Source organism: Pseudomonas sp. 1L-B-1-E-C1, from assembly GCF_057291835.1.
The window spans coordinates 342,194-364,724 of sequence record NZ_JBXAWN010000004.1; the positions used below are offsets into that span (position 1 = coordinate 342,194).

Sequence of the window (22,531 nt, forward strand, 5' to 3'; positions counted from 1 at the left end):
CGTTCAAGCGAACCTGCGTTATTTCACCTGCGTCAACTTCACATCTGTTTCAAGCATCTCGATCAGCGTCCGCAGGTATTTGAATCCCTGATCTTTCTTCTCCCAACGGTCAACGAACAACAAGCCTTTGTCATTGACCTGGATCGGCGTGACAACAATTTCACCGGTTTTGGATTTATGCACCAGACGGGTTCCGCTCGTGCCTTCAGATTCAACCAGGAACATACCGGGGTGTGTCAGTTTGCTGCGACTGACCGACGGCGCCGGGGAAGGTTTTTTCTTGCCGGCAACAGCGACTTTGACAAGAAAATCACTTTGCACCGCGCGCTGGCTGGTTCCGCCCTTTTCAGTCGAGTCGGCGAGGATTTCCGCTGTGCCGCGGTGGACACCTCTGGCCAGTTCAGGAGCGGTGTCACGCACGTGGAGACTGACAGCAGACAGGGTGTCCGCCAGACCCGGCACACCGAGGTTGTAATTGGTATGGGAGTTGCCGATGAGGGCAACCCATTTATGCGGCCCGTTGGCAAGCTGGTCAGCCTCGATCACTCGGGTTGCGAAATAACTGAACATCTCGTTTCGGGAAATATCCGGGTCATGAATACCCTTCAAGTGGTAAGAGGCTGTGCAATCGAGCGCCCTGATTCGAATGTTGTACTTGGCTGCCGTCTGATAGAGCTCGGTGTACGTATCGCTGCCTTTATAGGTAGGCATGTGCCCTGCATCCTGACGGTGCAGATAATTCTTGAGCCTCTCCGGCATGCGTTGGGTCTGACGAAAGATATCCAGATCAGCCTGGTGCACATCGGTCAAGAGGTGCTCCACATACAGTGTGTCGTAACCGGCTTGCTTGAGCGCTTTCATGTGCTTTTTCAGGAGCGCTTTGCTCGATACACCTGCATGTGCTTCGCCAATCAGCAGGTTCAAGCGTTGATCGGACAGCTGTTTTAAAAAAGCTTCGAACGTAGTATCGGACGCGAGCGACGGCAGGACCGGCGCTTCGGGAGGGATGTAATCGGCGAACGTGTCTCTGGCAGTTTTTTCCAGACGCTCGCGTATGGAAATGAAGGCGTCGTAGGCCGTTTGCTCATTCGACGCGACCGGGCGGTAGTTTGAATCCAGGGAGTAGGGTTTATTTAACATCTGCGCAATATCGTCACGCAGTGAGGGTGCAATGTCGTAGTCGCTGAAATGATCGACAACGGCGGCAGGTGCCTCTGGCTTTGTGACCGGTGGGGGAGCTTTGTACGGGGTCGGCGTTTGCACGAGATAGTCGCCCCTCGCCGTTGTGTCCCCGGCGATTGAACCTGGCGAATCCAGACCGACCCGTGTGGGCTGGTTCAGGCCGATGTCTTCAATGCGCACGGCAACGGCGTCGTGCAGATCCGCCAGACCTGGCGTGCCGTTGAAGGTGGTCATGCGCGAGTCGTCCACCAGTGCTACCCAGCGTTCGTCCGGTGCATCGGCAACATCGTCGGCAATGACCTGGTGCGAATAGAAGTTTCTGACCTCATTGCTACGTGGGGTGAGCGGCGAGACGTCCGACATCAGCAGGACATCGTCCAGCTCATAGCAGGTGGAGGCGTCCAGTGCACCGATCTTCAGGTTTTTTTCATGAGCCTTGCGCACCAGTGCCAGATAGGAGAATGCCGCGTCGGCCTCATGACCGAGGGCTTTATCCACAGCTTGCAGATGCTTTTTGATGTGCCGCCATGACTTGCCCTGGTTGAACTTCTCCAGCTTGAGGGCGAAGACATCCCCCGGCAGATATTCCAGATAAAGACGCTTGAAGCCGTTGGCGATCAGCGCGTCGATGTAGGTGATCAGCACCTGTTTGCTCGCGATGGATCCAGGGCGGGCGCCGATGACCAGATTCTTGCCGGTGAAGGCTTCGCTGGCGATCAACTGCGTGAAGGAGGTGTCCGCGCCGACAGAAGCGACCTCGGTCCGGGCGGGGAGGGCAGCCAGGTCTGCGAAATGCAGCCTGGCGTCCGTGGTCAGTTTGGCCGCCTGGCTCAGGTATACCCTGCGGGTAGTGCCAAGTTCATCGACCGCGCCAGCGAGGATCGTATTGGGGTGGGCCATGTAGTCCTCGGCTCGTTTTACGAGTTGTAGCCTTGTCTCCGGGTTCATGGCCGCTTCGATGCGCGCATGGTATTTGGTCGGAACACCGTAATCTTTATGGGGGCCGGGTGTTTCCGATACGGCGTCGTACTTCGGGGCTCCGCCGGCCACACCGCTGCGCACCAGCACGCCATCGGCATTGGGCACGACCACAATACCGGTCGACAGCAAACGGCCGGTATTCGGGTCAGGGCGATGCAACAAGTAGCGACCCAAGGCATCGGGCTTGTCCGGGGCCCACAGGGCCCGCCCGTCAAAAAACACCGGGCGCAGACCTTGTGTCAGAGAGGTATCGGATTCCAGCGGCGCGATCAACTTCAGCGCTTGCTCTGCACGGCTTCCGGCGGTGCTCAGACGCGCACTTTTCACATGGAACCTGAGTGAGCGCACAACCGGGCGCAGATCGGTCAACAACGCGCCGGCGCTGTTGAACAGGTAACCCACCAGATACTGCAGCGCGGCACCGTTGTCGCCTCGCTGGTAAGCGGCGAGCGCGAGCATGGCGTCCTTGAAGGCCAGCAGCAGACCGCTGCTCAGGCTTAAAAGAGGGTAGGGCATGGTTGCGATGGCGGTAACGATCTCGACGCACGTCCAGAGCAACCCCATGATCATCTCGTTGCGATTGACGGTGGTCGCGTGGACGTCGTCGATCTTGCGTTGCAACTTCATGTCGTAAAGGGCGTAGCGCAAGTCACTGACAGGCGCCACGGAACGCGTTGAATCGTAATGCGCCTCGCTGGGCGTGGACTTGTTGAGTTCCTGTGGTAAACGTTTTTTCGCCGTCTCGAGAAACGTGCGAATGCGGGTTCGCGATTGCACCGAGACCCGGCTGGTGAGGTATTCGATCATGCCGGGCTGCTGTTTCAGCAGGTAGTTGAACAGCCTGGCTTCGCGGAAACCGATGCCGTCCGGCGACTCGGGAGTGTAAAGCAGCACCGGATCGTTGCCGTGGCTGAACAGCCAGGTGTCGATCACCCATTCACCGTCGATCATCAGCCGGTGCAGCATGAATTCGTTGCGCTTGCTGGCGGAGCTGTCGCCCATGCTGGCGATGCTCTTTTCCAGCCATTGTTGATCGGCTTGGGTAATGTGCCCTTTCAACTGGCTTTCGAGGGCGGCGCCGCGCATTTGCCGCTGGATCACCGCCAGCGTCGTGTTGCGTCTGAAGCCATATCCGCGGCTGGCGGAGCTTTGCAGCTCAGCGCGAACCTTGTTGGTGTAACGTTCGCCGATCCATACGCCGGTGACAGAGCGGGCGACGTTTTGCGCGGTCAGCGCACTCAAATCAACCCCGTCCGGGCCTTTGAAGCGTGCCGAACGAGAGAATTTGGGATCGATCAGGCCGAAGCTGTCCGGGTAGCCATCGCGATACAGGCGGGTATAAGTCATCGGTGCGGCGGTCCATGAAGGCACCACCGAGGTCTGTGAATACGCCCATACGGTATCCGGATCGACATCGTTGGCCGGACGTTTGAGCAGCGCATTCAGGGCTTTTTTCGCCTGTTCATGTACATAGGTGTCGAACGGTGGAAACCCGCTGCCCGACAATGTATGCGCGTTGAACGCTTGCAGGGTGCCTTCGGCTTCTTCGGCCAGTGTCGACAGCTTCCTGCGGTTGGCTGTGCTGGTCGAGCGGTACCACAGCGGGGTGCTGAAGTCGTAGTCATCGGTGCGCGTAGCCAGTACATGCACAGTCATTGCCCGCAGGCAGTCACTATGCGGCCCGGTGTTGGCGAATGTGAGTTTGCTGTATTCCTCAGCCTCGGGTTTGAAACTCAGGCCGGACAACAGTTTCTGCATGCTTTGGCGAAAGCGCAGCGGCGCGCGGCTGACCAGATAGGCGACCATGCCTTCGGTATCCTCGCTGTGTTTGGCCCAGCCGAGAATGTGCGCCTGACAGGCACGCTCGCTGTCGAAAGCACGGAACCGCTTGTTGTCGGGCGCATCCGGCGTACACAGCAATATCCGCTTGAGGGCGCCTTTATCGTCGGACTGGCGCAACACCCAGAGATCCAGAAGTTGTGCACCGTGCAAGGTCAGTGTCGCGGCTCGCAGTCGAGCATCGTTACCGGCACGCAGTTGCTGGATCAGTTGCAGGTCACTGTCCACCAGGTCGCTCTGCAGCCTGGCGGTGTAGGCCGAGGCAACGATCCGCTGATCAAGCATGTCGGCGACGGCCAGACTGAAGGAGGGCAGGCCATGCAGGCGTTGCTGCACCTGGTTGAAGTCGATTCGCGGTCGCAGGGTCAGCGCTTGCTGGACGATCCAGGCCGGCGTGACATCCACGTAGGCTTCGGGTAGCGGCGCGTCCTTGTAACTCAGGGTCGTGGCTCGGAGGGAACTGGAACCGGCCAATTCGTCACCGGTGTGCGGCCCGAGCAAGGCCAGTTCGATGAGGTTGCGGCGGTGCTCGAATACACCGAAACCACTCACGTGGCGTTTGGTCTTGAGCGTCAGGTGCTCGGGTTCGAGGTCATCGATTTCAAGCTCATCGCTGAGGCGCTCGAGCCATTGGTGACGAGCCAGCGTCAGCGGGCTGGCGGCGGCTCCGATCAATTGCAACAGGGTCTGGCGGGCCTGTTCATATTGATTCAAGTGCCCCGCCAGTTCGGCCTTGCGAGCGCTACTCGCACTGCGATACCAATCCGGTGCGCTCAGGTACAGCTGGCGTTCGAACAGCGCTTGCGCCTGGAGCGCCAGACGCGGTGTGAGATCCGGCAAGGCGCCGGCGATGGCCAGATCAAGTGCTGTGCGCAACAGGCCCGCGTCGTGTTGCGGGTTATCGATGAGGCTCAATGCCCGTTCGATATCCTGCGTGCGCTTTTCGATCAATGCCTCGTAGAGGTGTTCAAACAGCGGTGTGCTATCAATCGGTGACAGCTCCAGCGGCCAGATGCCGGCAGCCCCGACACCGTGATAGCTCACGGGCAGCATCTGCAGGAAGCCGTCGCGATCGGCGTCGTGCTTCAGACACTGGAGCAAATGCCCGTCCAGCTCCGCCAGAGAATTGAAGAACTCGATGCCCCTGACCGGGGTGAACAGCACCGCGAAACCGGTGTTTTGCTCGGTCAGCAAATCACTGACTGACGTGCTGTTTTTTTCCGTGATCACGAAGGCCCCCGCCAGTTCCACGGTGGTTGCCTGATAACTGAACTGCAGTGCGTAGGTTGCGGGGCGCAGCATCGGCGCCAGTGCCAGTTTCTCCAGCAAGGCGCCGGCCTCGGCGGACAGCAGGCGATCCTTGACGGCCTGACGCGCCTCGTTTTCGATGGCGGTGAAGCCGGCATCGTAGATGAGGAAAGATTTGGCCGGTTTGCCATCAATCCGCTCGCGCTGGTCGATGTTTTGCAACTGCGCCAGCAGTTGGGTCTTGAGGGTGGCGAGCAGCTTCTGGCCCACCATGCTGTTCAGATCGGCGCCGTGCAGGGACTGGTAAAGCGCGCGGCTGGCTTGCAGATAGTGCTCGCGGTAGGTTTTCAGCAAACCGTTCACACGTTTCAGATAGGCCTGTTCGGTAGTAGGGAGGCTCTCGGCGAGTAGCGGCTTTTCGATCTTGAACAGATGGTGAGCGATCTGATTGAGATCGCCCCTGATTTCTTCGCCCGAGGGGGCGGTGTGTGCGTTCATTGGCATCGTCTTCATGCTGGTGGAAAAGACCTCAGCATGGGGACCGTGTCCGCGACGATGGTGGTACATAGTTATAGCGTCTGCCCGAGTGGATCCCTCCACCCAGCCGGTTTGTCAGCGATGGCGTTTGCTAAATGACCTGATTCCGGGTTGTTCGCATAAGCTGTAGCAGCTGCCGAAGGCTGCGATCCTTTGATTTCGCTTTTTACCGCGCCCCTAAAAAAGTAAGCAAAAAACGCTTGCTCCTGCGTTCGGCCCTCGCAGGCTCGGGGTCCTTCGCTGCGGGATCGATCCTGGCGCAGCGGCTCCGGTTTGCTTCGCTGCACCTCCTCTCGCTGTGTTCGACTGCGTCGGACGGTCGCTGCGCTCCCACCCCAGTGGCAGATGTGGCATTGACCATTCATCGGAAACACCCCTTAACCTGTAATTTCTGACAGTGGCGCGATACCTCCAACTCCTGTCACATAAGCCTTACATCCAAAACGGCTAAGAAGGAACTTGACTATGTCTGCTGAAATTGTGCCAGTAATCACCTCTGTGAGAGACGATAAGGGAGAGATTCCCAACGGTGGCGCCACCTCGGCAACTTCTGTGCAATTGAGCGGGGTTGCAGCTGCTGGAGAAAAAGTTGAAATCTTCGACGCTGCTGTTTTGAGGGGGCAAGTAGTTGTCAGTGCTGCAGGACGCTGGGATTTTCGCCTGACGAGTCTGATGCTGGGTGCTCATTCGGTTATGGCCAAAGGAAGCGCTGGTATGTCATCTATTCGTACGTTTACCGTTGTTGCAGCAAAGTAACTGCCGATTGAAAAAGCCGCTGAGCTTCATAGCCCGGCGGCTTTTCATGGGTCAGTAAGGCTGTTGGACTTTTATTGCGGGTAAAACCTTCGCACTTGTTTCACTACGATTGAGCAGAGCTTGAAGTGCTCCACTCAAACTCGCAGCTTTGTCACCCACTAACAAGTGCCAAACCCCACCCTCCAACTGGCTGACACCCTGACAACCCAGCTCTTTCAACTGCGCGTCGGACAGAGCCTTGCTATCCGCCAGCAACAAGCGAATCCGGCTCATGGCAATGCAATCCAGTTGCAGCACGTTGTCGCCGCCACCCAGTGCATTCAGCCATTGCTGAGCTTCTGGACCCGAGACCGAAACGGCTTTCGGCTCATCGACAAGCGCAACAGTCTCAGCGATGACCGCTCGGCCCAATGCCGGCATGGCGAGGCGAATCTCATCAGCAATGCTGTCCGCCATCGGACCCACAACAACCTGCAAGCTGCCGCCCTTGCCCGGGCGCACCACGGCCATTGCGCCCAGCGCTTTCAGCTCGGCGTCCGAGGCCTTGTTGCGATCGACCATTTCCAGGCGCAGTCGGGTCGTGCACGCGCCGACGGTCAGCAGATTCTCTGCGCCGCCCAAGGCTTTGATATATGCACTGGCGCGTTCGGTTTCCGAAAGCACAGCTTTTTCGGCCGTGGCCACGTCTTCACGCCCCGGCGTCTTCAGGTTGAAGCGGCGGATACAGAAGTCGAAAACCAGGTAATAAATGACCGCGTAAGCCAGACCGACAGGCACAACCAACCAGCCATTGGTGGACTTGCCCCAGCCGAGGATCATGTCGATGAAGCCACCGGAAAAGGTGAAGCCCAGATGAATGTTCAGGCCGTTGGTAATCGCCATCGACAGCCCGGTCAGCAGCGCATGCAGAAGGAACAGCAGCGGCGCGAGAAACATGAAGGCGAACTCAATCGGCTCGGTCACCCCGGTCAAAAACGAAGTCAAAGCCATCGACAGAAAAATCCCGCCCATGACCTTGCGCCGTTCCGGCAGGGCATTGCGATACATCGCCAGGCATGCCGCCGGCAGGCCGAAGATCATCATCGGGAACATGCCGGTCATGAACTGGCCGCCCTTCGGGTCGCCGGCGAAATAGCGCGACAGATCGCCAGTCACCAGCGCCCCAGTGGTCGGGTCGGTGAAGTTGCCGAAGACGAACCACGCCATGTTGTTGAGGATGTGATGCAGACCGGTGACGATCAGCAGTCGGTTGAACACACCAAACACGAACGCGCCGAGGCTGCCGCTTTCCATCATCAGCGCGCCGAACGCATTGATGCCCTGCTGGATCGGCGGCCAGATATAACCGAACAGCACGCCCAGCCCGACCGCCGCAAACCCGGTGACAATCGGCACGAAACGCCGGCCACCGAAGAACGCCAGATACTCCGGCAGCTTGATGTCCTTGAAGCGGTTGTACAGCGCGCCGGCCAACAGGCCGCTGACGATCCCGGCGAGCATGCCCATGTTGATGGTCGAATCGAGCACCTTGAGCGTGGAGATCATCACCAGATAACCGATCACCCCGGCCAGGCCGGCGGTGCCGTTGTTGTCTTTGGCGAAACCGACGGCGATGCCGATGGCGAAGATCATCGCCAGGTTGGCGAAGATCACTTGCCCGGCATCGTGAATGATCGCGATGTTCAGCAGGTCGGTGTCACCCAGGCGCAGCAGCAGGCCGGCGATCGGCAGGATCGCGATTGGCAGCATCAGCGCGCGGCCGAGGCGTTGCAGGCCTTCGATGAAGAGTTGGTACATGGCGTTTGTCCTTGTTGTTTTTGTTAGCGCAGTGGCCAATGTTGATGACAGGCCTCACGCACCGCTGCGGCGCTGCTCAACTTGAGCAGGTCACGGGCGAGGCGCTGACATTCGGCTTCGTGCAGCTGGCGCACGCGGTCCTTGATTTCACCGATCTGCACCGGGCTCACCGACAGTTCGGTGACGCCCAGGCCGATCAGCACCGGCGTCGCCAACGGGTCGGAGGCGAGGGCGCCGCAGACGCCGACCCAGCGCTTATGCACCGCCGCGCCTTCGCAGGTCATGGCGATCAGGCGCAGCAGCGCCGGGTGCAGGGCATCGACCCGCGCCGCCAGCCCGGCGTGGTCGCGGTCCATGGCCAGGGTGTATTGCGACAGATCGTTGGTGCCGATCGAGAGGAAGTCGGCGTGCTCGGCCAGTTGTTCGGCCTGCAGCGCGGCGGCGGGCACTTCGATCATCACGCCGATCTGCGGGCGCTCGGCAATGCCCAATTCAAGGCACAAGCCGTCAACGCGCTGACGGATGTGCAGCAACTCGTCGACCTCGGTGACCATCGGCAACAGGATCCGGCAACGCTGCAGCGGCTTGACCTGCAACAGCGCGCGCAGTTGCTGATCGAGAATGTCCGGGCGCGCCTGCGCCAGACGAATGCCGCGCAGGCCGAGCACCGGGTTGGCTTCGGCAGGCAGCGGCAGGTAGTCGAGTTGCTTGTCGCCGCCGACGTCAATGGTGCGGATGATCACCGACTTGTCGCCCATGGCATCGATGACCGCTTGATAGGCGCTGCGTTGTTCTTCGACGTCCGGTGCAGTCTGGCGATCGACGAAGAGAAACTCAGTGCGCAACAGGCCGACGCCATCGGCACCGTTGGAAAAAGCGTCTGCCGCTTCGCTGCTGGAGGCGACGTTGGCGACCACTTCGATGTGCACGCCATTACGGGTTTCGGCGGGCAAATGCGCTTTGGCTTGTTGGCTTTCGCGGCGCTGCTGGCGCTCGATTTGCGCTTGCTGCACGTCAGCCAGGCGCTGAGTATTTGGCGTCAGTTCGAGACGACCGCCATCAGCGTCGAGTACCACGGGCTGATCTTGCGGTTGATCGAGCAATTGAGCGCCCAAAGCGACGATGCACGGCAGGCCTTTACCGCGCGCCAGAATCGCGACGTGCGAGGTGGCGCCGCCTTCGGCCATGCACAACCCGGCGACACCTTGCGCGCTGAGTTGCAGCAGATCCGACGGCGTCAGTTCGTGAGCGGCGACGATTGCGCCGGCCGGCACCTGGTATTGCCAGGCCTCGCCAAGCAAGGCGCGCAGGACGCGTTGCTTGAGGTCGCGCAAATCGTTGGCGCGTTCGGCCAGCAGCGGACTGCCGGTGTCTTGCAGCATGTCGCACTGCGCGTCGATCGACTGACTCCAGGCGTGCGTCGCTGCGGTGCCTTGTTCGATGAATTGCTGCGCGGCGTCGAGCAGGGCCGGGTCTTCGAGCAGCGCCATGTGCGCAGCGAAGATGGCTTCTTCATCGGCGTTCTTGTGTTTTTTCGCTTGGGCGAGGGTGGCAGCGATTTCGCTGCGCACCGCGTTCAATGCCGCTTCAAGAATCTGCTGCTGTTGCAGCGGATCGTGATTGCCCGCATCCGCCGGCAACGTGATTGCGTTCAAGCGAAACAACGGCCCGGCGACCAGCCCCGGCGCCGCGCAAACACCATGCAACACCCCAGCCTCGGCCGGGGGTTCCAGCGCCGCAGTGCTGACCGGCGCTTGCGCGTGATGGTCGTCCGGCAGCGCCGTGGCCAATGCGCTGAGCAAGGCTTGCAGTGCGGCATCGGCGTCCGGGCCCTGACAACTGACCTGCACCTCATCCTGCTCGCCGATCGCCAGCCCCATCAAACCGATCAAGCTGTTGCACGGCGCCGATTTGCCAGCGAAATGCAGCTGCGATCGGCTATTGAAACCCTGCGCGGTCTGGCGGATCAGCGCAGCGGGGCGCGCATGCAAACCGCCGCGATGAGCGACGCGCACCTGGCCATGAGCTTCGGGCCCGCCGAGCGTTTCGGTATTCGCCGCGACAACGTTGCGCGCGATGATGTGCAGCAACGGCTCGCCGACTTTCACCGCTTTGAGGGTGATCGGCCGCACCTGAAAGTCCGCGCTGTTGGTCAGGATCAGCAGGCTGACCAGGCTTTTGCACTGCTGGCCGACTTTGTCCAGGTCATAGCGCAACAGCGGTTGACCGAGGCTGACGCGATCGCTTTCCTTGACCAGCATGGCGAAACCTTCACCGTTCAGTTCGACGGTGTCTAGGCCCAGGTGCAGAAGAATTTCCGCGCCGTTATCGGCGCGCACGGTCACCGCATGGCTGCTGCGCGCGACGTGGATGATCACGCCGGCGCAGGGCGAATACAGCGTGTCGTTGAGCGGGTCGATGGCGATGCCGTCGCCCATCGCGCCGCTGGCGAACACTGCGTCCGGGACGTTGGCGAGCGTCAGCACGGGGCCGCTGAGCGGGGCGCTGAGGGTCAGCTCTTTATTGTTGTCGGGCATGGCTGGGTCTCATCAGTTGAATCTCGGTTCGATGTCCCCTCGTAGGAGCTGCCGCAGGCTGCGATCTTTTGATCTTGTTTTTGGCTACGTCAAAATCAAAAGATCGCAGCCTTCGGCAGCTCCTACAGGTCGGACTTCGGTGGTCAGTGCGTGCGGGTCACTTTGCTCAAATGACGCGGCTGATCCGGGTCCATGCCGCGCGCCACGGCCAGGCCTGCGGCCATCACGTAGAAACTCTGGATCGCCAGAATCGGGTCGAGGACCGGGTGCTCGGCGCGGGTCAGGGTCAGGTCGCGTTCGCTGACGTCATCCGGGGCGGCGAGCAATACCCGGGCGCCGCGTTGACGCATTTCTGCCGCCAGGCTCAGCAGACCCGCCTGTTCGGCACCGCGTGGGGCGAAAACCAGCAGCGGATAGTGTTCGTCGATCAGTGCCATCGGCCCGTGACGGACTTCGGCGCTGCTGAACGCTTCGGCCTGAATCGCCGAGGTTTCCTTGAATTTCAGCGCCGCTTCCTGGGCGATGGCGAAACCGGCGCCACGGCCGATCACCATCAAACGCTCGCAATCGCGCAGCGCTTCGATGGCAACGCTCCAGTCCTGTTTTGCGGCTTTGCGCAAACCTTCAGGCAGGGCGTTGCCGGCCTCGAGCAATTCGCTGTCTTCTTTCCAGTGCGCGATCAAGCGCGCGCTGGCGCTAAGGGTGGCGATAAAACTCTTGGTCGCGGCGACGCTGCTTTCAGTACCGGCAAGCAGCGGCAGACTGAATTCACAGGCCGCTTCCAGTGGCGAGTCGGCGGCGTTGACCATCGACACACTTAGCGCGCCGCGCTTGCGCAACAGCCGCAGGCTGTTGACCAGATCCGGGCTCTGTCCCGACTGCGAAAACGCGAACGCCACCTGACCGCTGACTTTCAACGGCGCCTGCTGCATGGTCACCACGGACATCGGCAGTGAGGCTACCGGCACCCCCAGTTGCTGCATGGTCAGGTAGGCGAAGTAGCTCGCGGCGTGGTCGGAGCTGCCACGGGCAACGGTCATCGCCACTTGCGGTGGCTGCCGGCGCAGGCGCCCGGCGATCTCGATCATCGGCGCGTCGAGCTGTTGCAGTTGGGCTTGCACGGCCTCGAACGAGGACAGCGCCTCTTCAAGCATTTTTGAAGTCAATGTCTTCTCCTTCGACCATGACGGCGGTCAGTGTGAGTGAGCGATCGAGCCGCACGCAGTCGGCCCAGGCACCTGGGGCAAGGCGCCCGCGTTCAGTGAGGCCGAGGTAATCGGCGGGAAATTGCGACAGACGCTGCGAGGCTTCGCTGATCGGCAAACCGATCTTCACCAGATTGCGCAGGGCCTGATCCATGGTCAGGGTGCTGCCGGCCAGCGTGCCGTCGGGCAGACGCACGCCGCCCAGGCATTTGGTCACGGTGTGGCTGCCGAGCTTGTATTCACCGTCGGGCATACCGGCGGCGGCGGTCGAGTCGGTCACGCAATACAGGCACGGGATCGAACGCAGGGCCACGCGAATGGCGCCGGGGTGCACGTGCAACAGATCGGGGATCAGCTCGGCGTACTGCGCATGGGCAAGTGCCGCGCCGACGATGCCAGGCTCGCGGTGATGCAGCGGGCTCATGGCGTTGTAGAGGTGGGTGAAACTGGTCGCACCGGCAGCCAACGCAGCGACGCCTTCCTCGTAACTGCCGAGGGTGTGGCCGATCTGCATGCGAATGCCACGGCTGCTCAGTTCACGGATCAACGCATCGTGACCGGCGATTTCCGGGGCGATCGTAATCACGCGGATCGGCGCCAGCGCCAGATACTCTTCGACTTCGGCCATCAACGCGGTGTGGGCGAAGTTCGGTTGAGCGCCGAGTTTTCCCGGGTTGATGTACGGGCCTTCAAGGTGCACGCCAAGCACTCGCGCGGAGCCTTTCGGACGCTGTTCGCAGAATTCTCCTACCTCTTTGAGGACGCTGGAGATCTCCGCACTCGGTGCGGTCATGGTGGTGGCCAGCAACGAGGTCGTGCCAAAACGCACGTGGGTTTTGCTGATGGTTTCGAAGGCATCGGCGCCTTCCATGATGTCTTTGCCACCGCCGCCGTGAACGTGCAGATCGATGAACCCCGGCAGCAGATAAGGCAGATCGTTATCGGCCGGATCGCAGGGTACGCCTTCGATCGACACGACCTTGCCGTGTTCGTGAATCAGCCGGCCGCGAACCCAGCCGCTGGCGGTGAGGATGTTGTCTTCGGACATTTTCGTTCTCGCTTGGGGCCGCGCTTAACGGCGCGGCTCTTTATCTACGAAGCTCTGCAACAAAGTCGTAGTAGTCGTTGCGGCAATAGGTGTCGGTGACTTCGATCGGCGTGTTGTCTTCCAGATAGCCGACCCGGGTCATCAGCAGCATGGCGGTGCCGGGGGCGATGCCGACCAGTGCGGCGAACTCGTCAGAGGCGTTGATCGCCTGGATGTGCTGCAGGGCGCGGACGATGGGTTTACCGATGCCGTCGAGGTATTCGTAGAGCGAGTCACCCACCGCTTGCGGTTTGGGCATGATCGACGCGGGCAGGGTACTCATTTCAATCGCCATGACCGTGTCATCGGCTTTGCGCAAGCGTTTCATCCGCGCGACTTTGTCGTTGGGCGACAGGCCGAGGCGGATCAGTTCTTCGTGGGTCGGAAGAGTGATTTCCCGCTCCAGCCATTTCGAGCTGGGTACGAAGCCTTTCAAACGCAGCATTTCGCTGAAGCCGGAAAGCCGCGACAGCGGTTGTTCCAGGCGTGGGGTGATGAACGTGCCCGAGCCTTGCAGGCGGCGGATCAGGCCTTGATCAAGCAAGACTTCCAGCGCCTTGCGCGCGGTGACCCGGGAAATGCCGAGCTGGTCGCTGAGGTTGCGCTCGGACGGCATCGCCTGTTCGGCCTTCCACTGCCCGGCATGAATCGCCGCTTCCAGATTGCGCGCCAGCTGCAAGTACAGCGGCGTCGGCTGGGCGTCGTCAGGACGTAGGGATTGGAGGTCGTTCATGTAGGTCGTTTCCGCCGCGAGTATAGGATTGTTGTGGCTCGCTTGTGGGACGGAAACTAATACCACTTGAATACCATGTCAACGCAGGTAAATGGCTTGTAACCCGCGAATATCGGGGCTTCAGGGGGTAGTGGTCTTAAGTGGTATTAGCGGTGGACGTCGAAAAGCAAAAGATCGCAGCCTTCGGCAGCTCCTACAGTGGGAAGTGGTATCAACCCTGTAGGAGCTGCCGAAGGCTGCGATCTTTTGATTTATTTTTTTTGCGGTGACCAGCGGTCGAGATTACGGGCGAATCTCGATCATCGTGCCGTCCGGTACCAGATTCCACACTTCACGCATGTCGACGTTGCGCATGGCGATGCAGCCATCGGTCCAGTCGAGGGTGTGGAACAACTGCTCCGGGTTGTCCTCCGAGTCCGGGGTGCCGTGGATCATGATCATCCCGCCGGGCTCGACACCTTCACGGCGTGCGCGGGCGGCGTCGCTGATGTTCGGGTAGGAAATGTGCATCGACAGGTTGAATTTCTCGCTGGTCTTGCGCCAGTCGATCCAATAGAAACCTTCGGGTGTGCGTTTGTCGCCCTCGATCAGTTTCGGCCCTTTCTTCGCCCCCTTGCCCAAGGACACGCGATAGGTCTTCAACGGCTTGCCGTCGGCAATCAACTGCAGTTGGTGGGCTGATTTGAGGACCAGGACCTTTTCGATGAGGGGGGTATTCGACGGCGTCACGGTGGTCACGAATGACGCTTGCGAAACGCTGACGAACGACAGGCAGAACAGGGCAAGCAACCAGCGCATTGAAACGATTCCCCAAGAATGACGCAGACACATATTGATAGATGCAGGTGTGGTTATCGGCCGGCTACCGGGAAGCTCAAGTGATCGCCGGCTGCACCAGTGGCGGGATCGATTCCGAACGCACCGGGTAAGTCTCGCTGCGCCGATCAGCGAAGAAGCATTCTAAGGTGCGCCCGACCGTGCGGAAAGCCAGCTCGTCCCAGGGGATGTCGGCTTCGTCGAACAACTGCACCTCAAGACTTTCAGGGCCGGCGGCAAACTCGAGATCGGCCAGTTCGGCGCGAAAAAACACGTGCACCTGGCTGATGTGCGGTACGTCGATCAGCGTGTAGATGCTCAGGTTGCGCACCCGGGCGCAGGCTTCCTCGGCGGTTTCGCGGATGGCCGCCTGCTCGATGGTCTCGCCGTTTTCCATGAAACCGGCGGGCAGTGTCCAGTAACCGAGGCGCGGCTCGATGGCGCGGCGGCAGAGCAACACTTGCGTGCCCCAGGTCGGCACGCAACCGGCAACGATATTGGGGTTCTGGTAGTGAATGGTCTGACAGCTGTCACAGACAAATCGCAGCCGCGAGTCGCCTTCGGGAATGCGCTGGGTGACCGGGTTACCGCAGTGGCTGCAAAATTTCATGCTCGGGTTCCTGAATGCTGCGCCTATCTTGGCGTGCAGCGGGGCCGGTCGGCAAGTTGTCGTTTCGCGACACGACCGGTTTCGGGGGCTTGGGCGCTCGCTTTGATTGGTGCATGATGCGGAGCAAGGCACCGATCGAGAACACTCATGCTGGACGAGCTACTGCATAGGGTAAGCAACCACACACCGCGCACGCTGGAGACCGACGCACGTTTCCCCGAAGCCGCCGTGCTGGTGCCGATCACCCGCAGTGACGAACCGGAACTGGTCCTGACCCTGCGCGCCAGCGGGCTTTCGACCCACGGTGGCGAAGTCGCCTTCCCCGGTGGGCGCCGCGACCCGGAAGACCCGGACCTGATCTTCACCGCGCTGCGCGAAGCCGAAGAAGAGATCGGCCTGCCGCCGGGGCTGGTCGAAGTCATCGGCCCGCTCAGTCCGTTGATTTCCCTGCACGGCATCAAGGTAACGCCGTATGTCGGCGTGATTCCCGACTTTGTCGAATACCAGCCCAATGATGCCGAGATCGCTGCCGTCTTCAGCGTACCGCTGGAATTTTTCCGCAAAGACCCGCGCGAGCATACCCATCGCATCGACTATCAAGGCCGCAGCTGGTACGTGCCGAGCTATCGCTTCGGCGAGTACAAGATCTGGGGCCTGACGGCGATCATGATCGTCGAGTTGATCAACCTGCTCTATGACGCCAAAATCAGCCTGCACCGACCGCCGAAAAGTTTTATCGATACCTGAGCCGTCGTTCGAACGGCCGTGAGCCCGAGGAAAACAAAATGAAATACCGCCTGGGCGACGCCCGTGTCGAAACCCATCCGCAGAGCTGGGTCGCGCCCAATGCCGTATTGGTGGGCAAGGTCCGCCTGGAAGAGGGCGCCAACGTCTGGTTCAACGCTGTGTTGCGGGGCGACAACGAACTGATCCTCATCGGCAGGAACAGCAATGTGCAGGACGGTACGGTGATGCACACCGACATGGGCTATCCGCTGACCATCGGCACCGGCGTGACCATCGGCCACAACGCCATGCTCCACGGTTGCACGGTCGGCGATTACAGCCTGATCGGCATCAATGCGGTGATTCTCAACGGCGCGAAGATCGGCAAGAACTGCATCATCGGCGCCAATTCGCTGATCGGCGAAGGCAAGGAAATTCCCGACGGTTCGCTGGTGATGGGCTCACCGGGCAAGGTTGTGCGCGAACTCACCGAGCCGCAGAAAAGGATGCTCGAAGCCAGCGCCGCGCACTATGTGCATAACTCGCAGCGTTACGCCCGCGATCTGGTCGAGCAGGAAGAATGAGCGCTGTCGAACGACCTGTTGCCTCGCCGTGCGTGAATATCTGCGCGCTGGATGAAGACGATATCTGCACCGGTTGCCAGCGCACGGTCGCAGAGATCACCCGCTGGGGCCGCATGAGCAATGACGAGCGTCGGGTGGTGCTGGGGTTGTGTCATGAGCGGGCGAAGGCGAGTGGGTTGGTTTGGATGATTGGCAAGACGCCGAGCCAATAGATCAAAGGATCGCAGCCTTCGGCAGCTCCTACAGGGGAACGCATTTCCAAATGTAGGAGCTGCCGAAGGCTGCGATCTTTTGCTTTTCAGGGCACTCAAGTAACCTGTGCGCCAAATCGACAGGCCGCCCCCATGATCTTCCTCATCGCCTACATCAGCAGCGTCGTGCTGATCAACTTCGCCTTTTCCACCGCACCGCACCTGGACATCATCTGGTCGGCCTGGGGCGGGCTGGTGTTCGTGCTGCGCGACATGGTGCAAACGCGCTTCGGTCATGGCGCGATCGTGGCGATGCTGGCGGCGCTGGTGCTTTCCTACATCACGTCCGACCCTTCCATCGCGCTGGCCAGCGCTACGGCGTTCGCGGTCTCCGAATGCATCGACTGGCTGGTGTTCAGCATCACCAAGCGGCCATTGCGCGACCGTTTATGGATCAGTTCGGCGCTGAGCATTCCGCTGGATACCTTCATCTTTTTCGGCATGATCGACGCCTTGACGCCGCCGGTGATCATCACCGCGTTGGCCTCGAAGTTCGCCGGCGTCACCGCTGTCTGGCTGATCATGGCCTGGCGTGATCGCAAACAGGCTGTCGCCAGCTGAAGCCAAACCCTCGGGTTCATGTAAAATGCCGCGCTTTCTCCCCATGGAAAGCGCACTTGCGTGGCTTTCCTCGATGATCCGCTTCCTTTGAGGACCTGAGATGACCCGTATCGGAACTCCATTGTCGCCAACCGCGACCCGCGTATTGCTGTGTGGCTGTGGTGAGTTGGGCAAGGAAGTGGTAATCGAACTGCAGCGCCTGGGCGTTGAAGTGATTGCCGTCGACCGCTACGCCAACGCGCCGGCCATGCAGGTTGCCCATCGCAGCCACGTGATCAACATGCTCGACGGCGCCGCCCTGCGTGCAGTGATCGAAACCGAGAAGCCGCATTTCATCGTGCCGGAAATCGAAGCCATCGCCACCGCCACGCTGGTCGAGCTGGAAGCCGAAGGCTTCACCGTGATCCCGACCGCGCGTGCGGCGCAATTGACCATGAACCGCGAAGGTATTCGTCGTCTGGCCGCCGAAGAGCTCGACCTGCCGACCTCGCCGTACCATTTTGCCGACACCTTCGAGGATTACAGCAAAGCCGTTCAGGACTTGGGTTTCCCTTGCGTGGTCAAGCCGGTAATGAGTTCGTCGGGCAAGGGCCAGAGCCTGCTGCGCAGCGCCGATGACGTGCAGAAAGCCTGGGATTACGCGCAAGAGGGCGGTCGCGCCGGCAAAGGTCGGGTGATCATCGAAGGCTTCATCGATTTCGATTACGAAATCACCCTGCTTACCGTGCGTCACATCGGCGGCACCACGTTCTGCGCGCCGGTCGGCCACCGTCAGGAGAAGGGCGATTATCAGGAGTCCTGGCAGCCGCAAGCCATGAGCCCGATTGCCCTGGCTGAATCCGAGCGCGTTGCCAAAGCCGTAACCGAAGCGCTGGGTGGCCGTGGCCTGTTCGGCGTTGAGCTGTTCATCAAAGGTGATCAGGTGTGGTTCAGCGAAGTGTCGCCGCGTCCGCATGACACCGGCCTGGTGACGCTGATTTCCCAGGATCTGTCGCAGTTCGCGCTGCACGCTCGCGCCATTCTCGGCCTGCCGGTACCGCTGATCCGTCAGTTCGGCCCGTCGGCGTCGGCAGTGATTCTGGTGGAAGGGCAGTCGACCCAGACCGCTTTCGCCAACCTGGGCGCTGCGCTGAGCGAGCCGGACACCGCGCTGCGCCTGTTTGGCAAGCCAGAAGTGAACGGCCAGCGCCGCATGGGTGTGGCGCTGGCGCGGGATGAGTCGATCGAGGCTGCGCGTGCCAAGGCGACTCGTGCTGCTCAGGCGGTTGTTGTAGAGCTGTAAACCGAGTCGCGGCAGCTATTCGCGAGCAGGCTCGCTCCCACATTTGGAATGCATTTTCCTGTGGGAGCGAGCCTGCTCGCGAAGCTTTGGATCTTTTCAGGCAACTTGATTCAGATCGTTATCGCGGGTTTCCTTCAGGCACAGCACCGCAATCAAACTCAACACCGCCGCCGCCGATACATACCCGCCGACATAACCCAAACCACCCATCGCCACCAGTTTCTGCGCAAAGAACGGCGCCGCCGAGGCCCCGACGATGCCGCCCAGGTTGTACGCCGCTGAAGCGCCGGTATAACGCACATGGGTCGAAAACAGCTCGGGCAGCAGCGCGCCCATCGGTGCGAATGTCACGCCCATCAGAAACAGCTCGATGCACAGAAACAGCGCCACGCCCCAGGTCGAGCCCTGACTCAGCAACGGCTCCATCAGAAATCCGGACAGAATCGCCAGTACGCCACCGATGATCAGCACCGGTTTGCGCCCGAAACGGTCGCTGGCCCAAGCAGATAGTGGCGTCGCAGCAGCCATGAACAACACGGCAAAGCACAGCAGACCAAGAAACGTTTCGCGGCTATAACCCAGCGTCGATACGCCGTAGCTCAGCGAGAACACCGTCGAGATATAGAACAGCGCATAGCAGACCACCATTGCCGCCGCACCGAGCAGGGTCGGCGCCCAGTATTGGCTGAACAACTCGACCAGCGGCACTTTCACCCGTTCCTGACGGGCGATCGCATTGGCGAATACCGGTGTTTCATGCAGCTTGAGTCGCACATACAGGCCGACCATCACCAGCGCCGCGCTGAGCAGAAACGGAATGCGCCAGCCCCAACTGCGGAACTGCTCGTCATCCAGGGTCATCGCCAAGGTCAGGAACAGGCCGTTGGCCGCCAGAAAACCAATCGATGGCCCGAGCTGCGGGAACATGCCGAACCAGGCGCGTTTGCCCTTCGGCGCGTTCTCCGTGGCCAGCAGCGCCGCGCCGCCCCATTCCCCGCCAAGGCCCAGGCCCTGACCGAAACGCAGCACACACAGCAGAATCGGCGCCCAGGCACCAATGCTGTCGTAGCCCGGCAAGACGCCGATCAAGGTTGTACACACACCCATCAACAGCAATGAGGCAACCAGTGTCGATTTGCGCCCGATACGGTCGCCGAAGTGGCCAAACAGCGCCGAGCCCAGTGGTCGGGCGAGGAAGGCGATACCAAAAGTGAGAAACGCCGAAAGCATCTGCGCCGTGCCGGAGGTCTGCGGAAAGAACACCGGCCCGATCACCAGCGCCGCAGCAGTGGCGTAAACGTAGAAGTCGTAGAACTCGATAGCGGTGCCGATAAAGCTGGCCGTGGCCACGCGGGTGGCAGAATTGGTCGGCTGGGCAGGCGCGGTTTCGCTGTAAGCGGTATGGGTCGTCATGCGGTGATCCCTGACAGTCATGAGCTCCAGTGGAGCGAATTATTATGGTCGAACACCCAGGGATGTGGGGTAGGGCGCGAGCGCTGTTTCGAGTAGGAACAGTCGTCGGTTTGCAGCGGAAACAGTCGGGATCCGGATAGTGCCGGGTAAGCACAGGGAGCGACGGCGCTTGGGTAAGCGCCTCGATTATAGGAAGGGGGTTAACAATCGAACAAGCGCAAAAGATCGCTACATTTGGAACGCGTTCATCTGTAGGAGCTGCCGAAGGCTGCGATCTTTTGATCTTTTGATTTTTATCTGGCGGGCACCAAAGCAGGAGCAGAAGAGGTATGCCAGATCAGCACCTTGCTCACCCGGTTCTCCTCGGTCTCAAGGATTTCCAGTCGATAACGCCCGATCTTCAGGCACACCGCGCTTTCCGGAATGGTTTCCAGCGCTTCGGTGACCAGACCGTTCAGGGTCTTCGGCCCGTCGCTCGGCAGATGCCAGCCCAGGCACTTGTTAAGGTCGCGAATCGACGCGGCGCCATCGATCACCATGCGCCCGTCGGCCTGAGGATGGATGTGCGGGTTGTCCAGGCTGTGTTCGCTTTCGAATTCGCCGACGATCTCTTCGAGAATGTCTTCAAGGGTGACGATGCCCAGCACTTCGCCGTACTCATCGACGACCATGCCGAGGCGGCGCTGCTGCTTGTGGAAGTTCAGCAGTTGCAGCTGCAACGGCGTACTTTCCGGGACGAAGTACGGCTCGTAACTGGCGGCCAGCAGCGCCTCGCGGGTCAGTCCGCCATTACTGAGCAGGTGGCCGATCTGGCGGGTGTTGAGCACCGCTTCGACCTGGTTGATGTCGCTGTGAAACACCGGCAGACGCGTGCGCTTGTTCTCGCGCAGTTGCTCGATGATCTCTTCGATCGAGTCGTCGAGGTTGATGCCATCGACGTCACTGCGCGGCACCAGAATGTCGTTGACCGTGATGTTGTCCAGCGCATGAATGCCCGACACCGGGTGGGCGCGGACCGGATGTTCGGGATCATCATCGTGATCGGCTGGCATCTCGTCCTCGCTCTGTTGCACCACCTGAGCCTTGCGCGTGAACGGCGTCATCAGCAAAGCACTGAGACGGCTGAACAGCCAGGCGGGCGGGTAGACGATTTTCATCGGCACCATCAGCAAAGCATTGCCGAACGCCAGCACGGCGTCGGGATGGCGCCGGGCCACAGTGCGCGGAAAATAATCGGCAAATACCAGCAGAATGGCGCCGGCCCCAAGGCACGCCGCCCAGGGGCCGTTTTCGTCGCAGAGGAAAATCGCCAACAGCGTCGCGATGATCACCGCAAGGGCGCGGCACAGGGTGTTGCAGAGGATCAGGCTGTCGAGCGGGAAGCTCAGCTTCGCCAGCGGCTTATCGCTGGCGCGCGAGGCAACACGTTGCGCGAGCAGGTGCTGCTGCGCGATTTCGACGGCGGTAAACAGCCCTGACCATAAAATCAGCAGGACAAATACCGCGAGCATCGGCCCTATGGGCAAACCGTCCATTTATGCCGCCCGTCAGATGTGCAGAATGTATTCACGAACCAGTTTGCTGCCGAAGTACGCCAGCATCAGCAGGCAGAAACCAGCGAGGGTCCAGCGAATCGCCTTGTGGCCACGCCAGCCCAGACGGTTGCGCCCCCACAACAGCACGCTGAAGACGATCCATGCCAGACACGCTAGCAGGGTCTTGTGCACCAGATGCTGGGCAAACAGGTTGTCGACGAACAGCCACCCGGAAATCAGCGACAGCGAGAGCAGCGTCCAGCCGGCCCAGAGAAAGCCGAACAGCAGACTTTCCATGGTTTGCAGCGGCGGGAAGTTCTTGATCAGCCCGGACGGGTGCTTGTGCTTGAGCTGATGGTCCTGAACCAACAGCAGCAACGCCTGGAACACCGCAATGGTAAACATGCCATAGGCGAGGATCGACAATAGAATGTGGGCGAGGATGCCCGGCTCTTCATCGATGATCTGCACCGTGCCGGTCGGCGCGAACTGCGCCAGCAGTACCGTGATCGCGCCGAGCGGGAACAGCAGCACCAGCAGGTTTTCCACCGGGATCCGCGAACAGGCGAGCAGGGTCAGGGCAATGACTGCGGCGGCAATCAGGCTCGAAGCACTGAAAAAGTCCAGGCCGAGGCCGATCGGCGTCAATAAATGAGTGAGCAGGCTGGCGCCGTGGGCGAGCACGGCGAACACGCCGAGGCTGACCAGCAGGCGCTTGTTCGCCTTGGCACCGGTGGCCAGGCGGGTACTTTGATAGACGGTCGCAGCGGCGTAGAGCAGGGCGGCGGCGAGGGTGGTCAGCAAACTGGGTGACAAGGGGAGCATAAATCCTGTTAGGCGAGCCCGAAAGG

At 60.6% G+C, this 22,531-nt stretch carries 17 protein-coding genes; 6 read left to right on the top strand and 11 right to left on the bottom strand.

Translation table 11 applies throughout. The annotated features are described in order from the left end of the window. Positions 1-18: 18 nt before the first annotated feature. Complete coding sequence (locus tag AC0Z4S_RS09815; protein WP_485622824.1) at positions 19-5,748, bottom strand: membrane-targeted effector domain-containing toxin; 5,730 nt, start codon at positions 5,746-5,748, stop codon at positions 19-21. A gap of 504 nt (positions 5,749-6,252) precedes the next feature. On the opposite strand from AC0Z4S_RS09815, the gene AC0Z4S_RS09820 reads away from it, so the two are divergent. Then, positions 6,253-6,543: a hypothetical protein gene (locus AC0Z4S_RS09820; RefSeq protein ID WP_485622825.1), complete on the top strand. Its 291-nt coding sequence runs from the start codon at positions 6,253-6,255 to the stop codon at positions 6,541-6,543. A 51-nt stretch (positions 6,544-6,594) separates the two neighbouring features. Here AC0Z4S_RS09820 and nagE read toward each other — a convergent pair whose 3' ends face one another. The 7 genes from nagE to AC0Z4S_RS09855 form a co-directional block, all read right to left on the bottom strand. After that, positions 6,595-8,340, bottom strand: a complete 1,746-nt coding sequence (gene nagE / locus AC0Z4S_RS09825) for an N-acetylglucosamine-specific PTS transporter subunit IIBC (protein WP_485622826.1) — start codon at positions 8,338-8,340, stop codon at positions 6,595-6,597. A gap of 23 nt (positions 8,341-8,363) precedes the next feature. Then, on the bottom strand, positions 8,364-10,877 hold the full coding sequence (ptsP, locus tag AC0Z4S_RS09830; RefSeq protein ID WP_485622827.1) for a phosphoenolpyruvate--protein phosphotransferase: 2,514 nt from the start codon (positions 10,875-10,877) through the stop codon (positions 8,364-8,366). A gap of 143 nt (positions 10,878-11,020) precedes the next feature. Beyond that, positions 11,021-12,043, bottom strand: a complete 1,023-nt coding sequence (locus AC0Z4S_RS09835; protein ID WP_485622828.1) for an SIS domain-containing protein — start codon at positions 12,041-12,043, stop codon at positions 11,021-11,023. Continuing rightward, positions 12,024-13,130, bottom strand: coding sequence for an N-acetylglucosamine-6-phosphate deacetylase (nagA, locus tag AC0Z4S_RS09840; RefSeq protein ID WP_485622829.1), 1,107 nt, complete (start codon positions 13,128-13,130; stop codon positions 12,024-12,026). The genes AC0Z4S_RS09835 and nagA overlap by 20 nt, the downstream gene beginning before the upstream one ends. 40 nt (positions 13,131-13,170) lie before the next feature. Continuing rightward, positions 13,171-13,902, bottom strand: coding sequence for a GntR family transcriptional regulator (locus AC0Z4S_RS09845; protein WP_065615855.1), 732 nt, complete (start codon positions 13,900-13,902; stop codon positions 13,171-13,173). Between the two features lie 282 nt (positions 13,903-14,184). Beyond that, positions 14,185-14,700 carry a L,D-transpeptidase family protein gene (locus AC0Z4S_RS09850; RefSeq protein ID WP_485622830.1) on the bottom strand — a complete coding sequence of 172 codons (516 nt, stop codon included), beginning with the start codon at positions 14,698-14,700 and terminating at the stop codon, positions 14,185-14,187. Between the two features lie 76 nt (positions 14,701-14,776). Further along, positions 14,777-15,328 carry an NUDIX hydrolase gene (locus AC0Z4S_RS09855; RefSeq protein WP_471877391.1) on the bottom strand — a complete coding sequence of 184 codons (552 nt, stop codon included), beginning with the start codon at positions 15,326-15,328 and terminating at the stop codon, positions 14,777-14,779. 147 nt (positions 15,329-15,475) lie between these two features. Here AC0Z4S_RS09855 and AC0Z4S_RS09860 point away from each other — a divergent pair, with 147 nt between their 5' ends. The 5 genes from AC0Z4S_RS09860 to purT all read left to right on the top strand — a co-directional run bounded on the left by AC0Z4S_RS09860 (position 15,476) and on the right by purT (position 18,732). Then, a complete protein-coding gene (locus tag AC0Z4S_RS09860; protein WP_016771547.1) occupies positions 15,476-16,075 on the top strand; it encodes a CoA pyrophosphatase in 600 nt (199 codons plus the stop codon). 38 nt (positions 16,076-16,113) lie between these two features. Then, positions 16,114-16,638: a gamma carbonic anhydrase family protein gene (locus tag AC0Z4S_RS09865; RefSeq protein ID WP_471877390.1), complete on the top strand. Its 525-nt coding sequence runs from the start codon at positions 16,114-16,116 to the stop codon at positions 16,636-16,638. Beyond that, positions 16,635-16,850, top strand: coding sequence for a DUF1289 domain-containing protein (locus tag AC0Z4S_RS09870; RefSeq protein ID WP_485622831.1), 216 nt, complete (start codon positions 16,635-16,637; stop codon positions 16,848-16,850). Before AC0Z4S_RS09865 ends, AC0Z4S_RS09870 begins: the two co-directional genes overlap by 4 nt. Before the next feature lie 132 nt (positions 16,851-16,982). Next, positions 16,983-17,450, top strand: coding sequence for a VUT family protein (locus tag AC0Z4S_RS09875; RefSeq protein WP_016771544.1), 468 nt, complete (start codon positions 16,983-16,985; stop codon positions 17,448-17,450). A 100-nt stretch (positions 17,451-17,550) separates the two neighbouring features. Further along, a complete protein-coding gene (gene purT, locus AC0Z4S_RS09880) occupies positions 17,551-18,732 on the top strand; it encodes a formate-dependent phosphoribosylglycinamide formyltransferase (protein ID WP_485622832.1) in 1,182 nt (393 codons plus the stop codon). 96 nt (positions 18,733-18,828) lie between these two features. Here purT and AC0Z4S_RS09885 read toward each other — a convergent pair whose 3' ends face one another. The 3 genes from AC0Z4S_RS09885 to AC0Z4S_RS09895 all read right to left on the bottom strand — a co-directional run bounded on the left by AC0Z4S_RS09885 (position 18,829) and on the right by AC0Z4S_RS09895 (position 22,505). Next, entirely contained in the window at positions 18,829-20,145 is a 1,317-nt protein-coding gene (locus AC0Z4S_RS09885) for an MFS transporter (RefSeq protein ID WP_485622833.1), read from the bottom strand. A 293-nt stretch (positions 20,146-20,438) separates the two neighbouring features. Continuing rightward, entirely contained in the window at positions 20,439-21,680 is a 1,242-nt protein-coding gene (locus AC0Z4S_RS09890) for a transporter associated domain-containing protein (protein ID WP_485622835.1), read from the bottom strand. Positions 21,681-21,692: 12 nt separating this feature from the next. Next, a complete protein-coding gene (locus tag AC0Z4S_RS09895) occupies positions 21,693-22,505 on the bottom strand; it encodes a cytochrome C assembly family protein (RefSeq protein ID WP_485622836.1) in 813 nt (270 codons plus the stop codon). Positions 22,506-22,531: the final 26 nt, after the last annotated feature.

Bases quoted from the DNA above. Each gene is read 5' to 3' on its own strand.
- AC0Z4S_RS09845 (WP_065615855.1), bottom strand. From the start codon at position 13,902: ATGAACGACCTCCAATCCCTACGTCCTGACGACGCCCAGCCGACGCCG.
- AC0Z4S_RS09850 (WP_485622830.1), bottom strand. From the start codon at position 14,700: ATGCGCTGGTTGCTTGCCCTGTTCTGCCTGTCGTTCGTCAGCGTTTCG.
- ptsP (WP_485622827.1), bottom strand. From the start codon at position 10,877: ATGCCCGACAACAATAAAGAGCTGACCCTCAGCGCCCCGCTCAGCGGC.
- AC0Z4S_RS09875 (WP_016771544.1), top strand. From the start codon at position 16,983: ATGATCTTCCTCATCGCCTACATCAGCAGCGTCGTGCTGATCAACTTC.
- AC0Z4S_RS09815 (WP_485622824.1), bottom strand. From the start codon at position 5,748: ATGAACGCACACACCGCCCCCTCGGGCGAAGAAATCAGGGGCGATCTC.
- AC0Z4S_RS09865 (WP_471877390.1), top strand. From the start codon at position 16,114: ATGAAATACCGCCTGGGCGACGCCCGTGTCGAAACCCATCCGCAGAGC.
- nagA (WP_485622829.1), bottom strand. From the start codon at position 13,130: ATGTCCGAAGACAACATCCTCACCGCCAGCGGCTGGGTTCGCGGCCGG.
- AC0Z4S_RS09885 (WP_485622833.1), bottom strand. From the start codon at position 20,145: ATGACGACCCATACCGCTTACAGCGAAACCGCGCCTGCCCAGCCGACC.
- nagE (WP_485622826.1), bottom strand. From the start codon at position 8,340: ATGTACCAACTCTTCATCGAAGGCCTGCAACGCCTCGGCCGCGCGCTG.
- AC0Z4S_RS09860 (WP_016771547.1), top strand. From the start codon at position 15,476: ATGCTGGACGAGCTACTGCATAGGGTAAGCAACCACACACCGCGCACG.
- AC0Z4S_RS09820 (WP_485622825.1), top strand. From the start codon at position 6,253: ATGTCTGCTGAAATTGTGCCAGTAATCACCTCTGTGAGAGACGATAAG.
- AC0Z4S_RS09890 (WP_485622835.1), bottom strand. From the start codon at position 21,680: ATGGACGGTTTGCCCATAGGGCCGATGCTCGCGGTATTTGTCCTGCTG.
- AC0Z4S_RS09855 (WP_471877391.1), bottom strand. From the start codon at position 15,328: ATGAAATTTTGCAGCCACTGCGGTAACCCGGTCACCCAGCGCATTCCC.
- AC0Z4S_RS09895 (WP_485622836.1), bottom strand. From the start codon at position 22,505: ATGCTCCCCTTGTCACCCAGTTTGCTGACCACCCTCGCCGCCGCCCTG.
- AC0Z4S_RS09870 (WP_485622831.1), top strand. From the start codon at position 16,635: ATGAGCGCTGTCGAACGACCTGTTGCCTCGCCGTGCGTGAATATCTGC.
- purT (WP_485622832.1), top strand. From the start codon at position 17,551: ATGACCCGTATCGGAACTCCATTGTCGCCAACCGCGACCCGCGTATTG.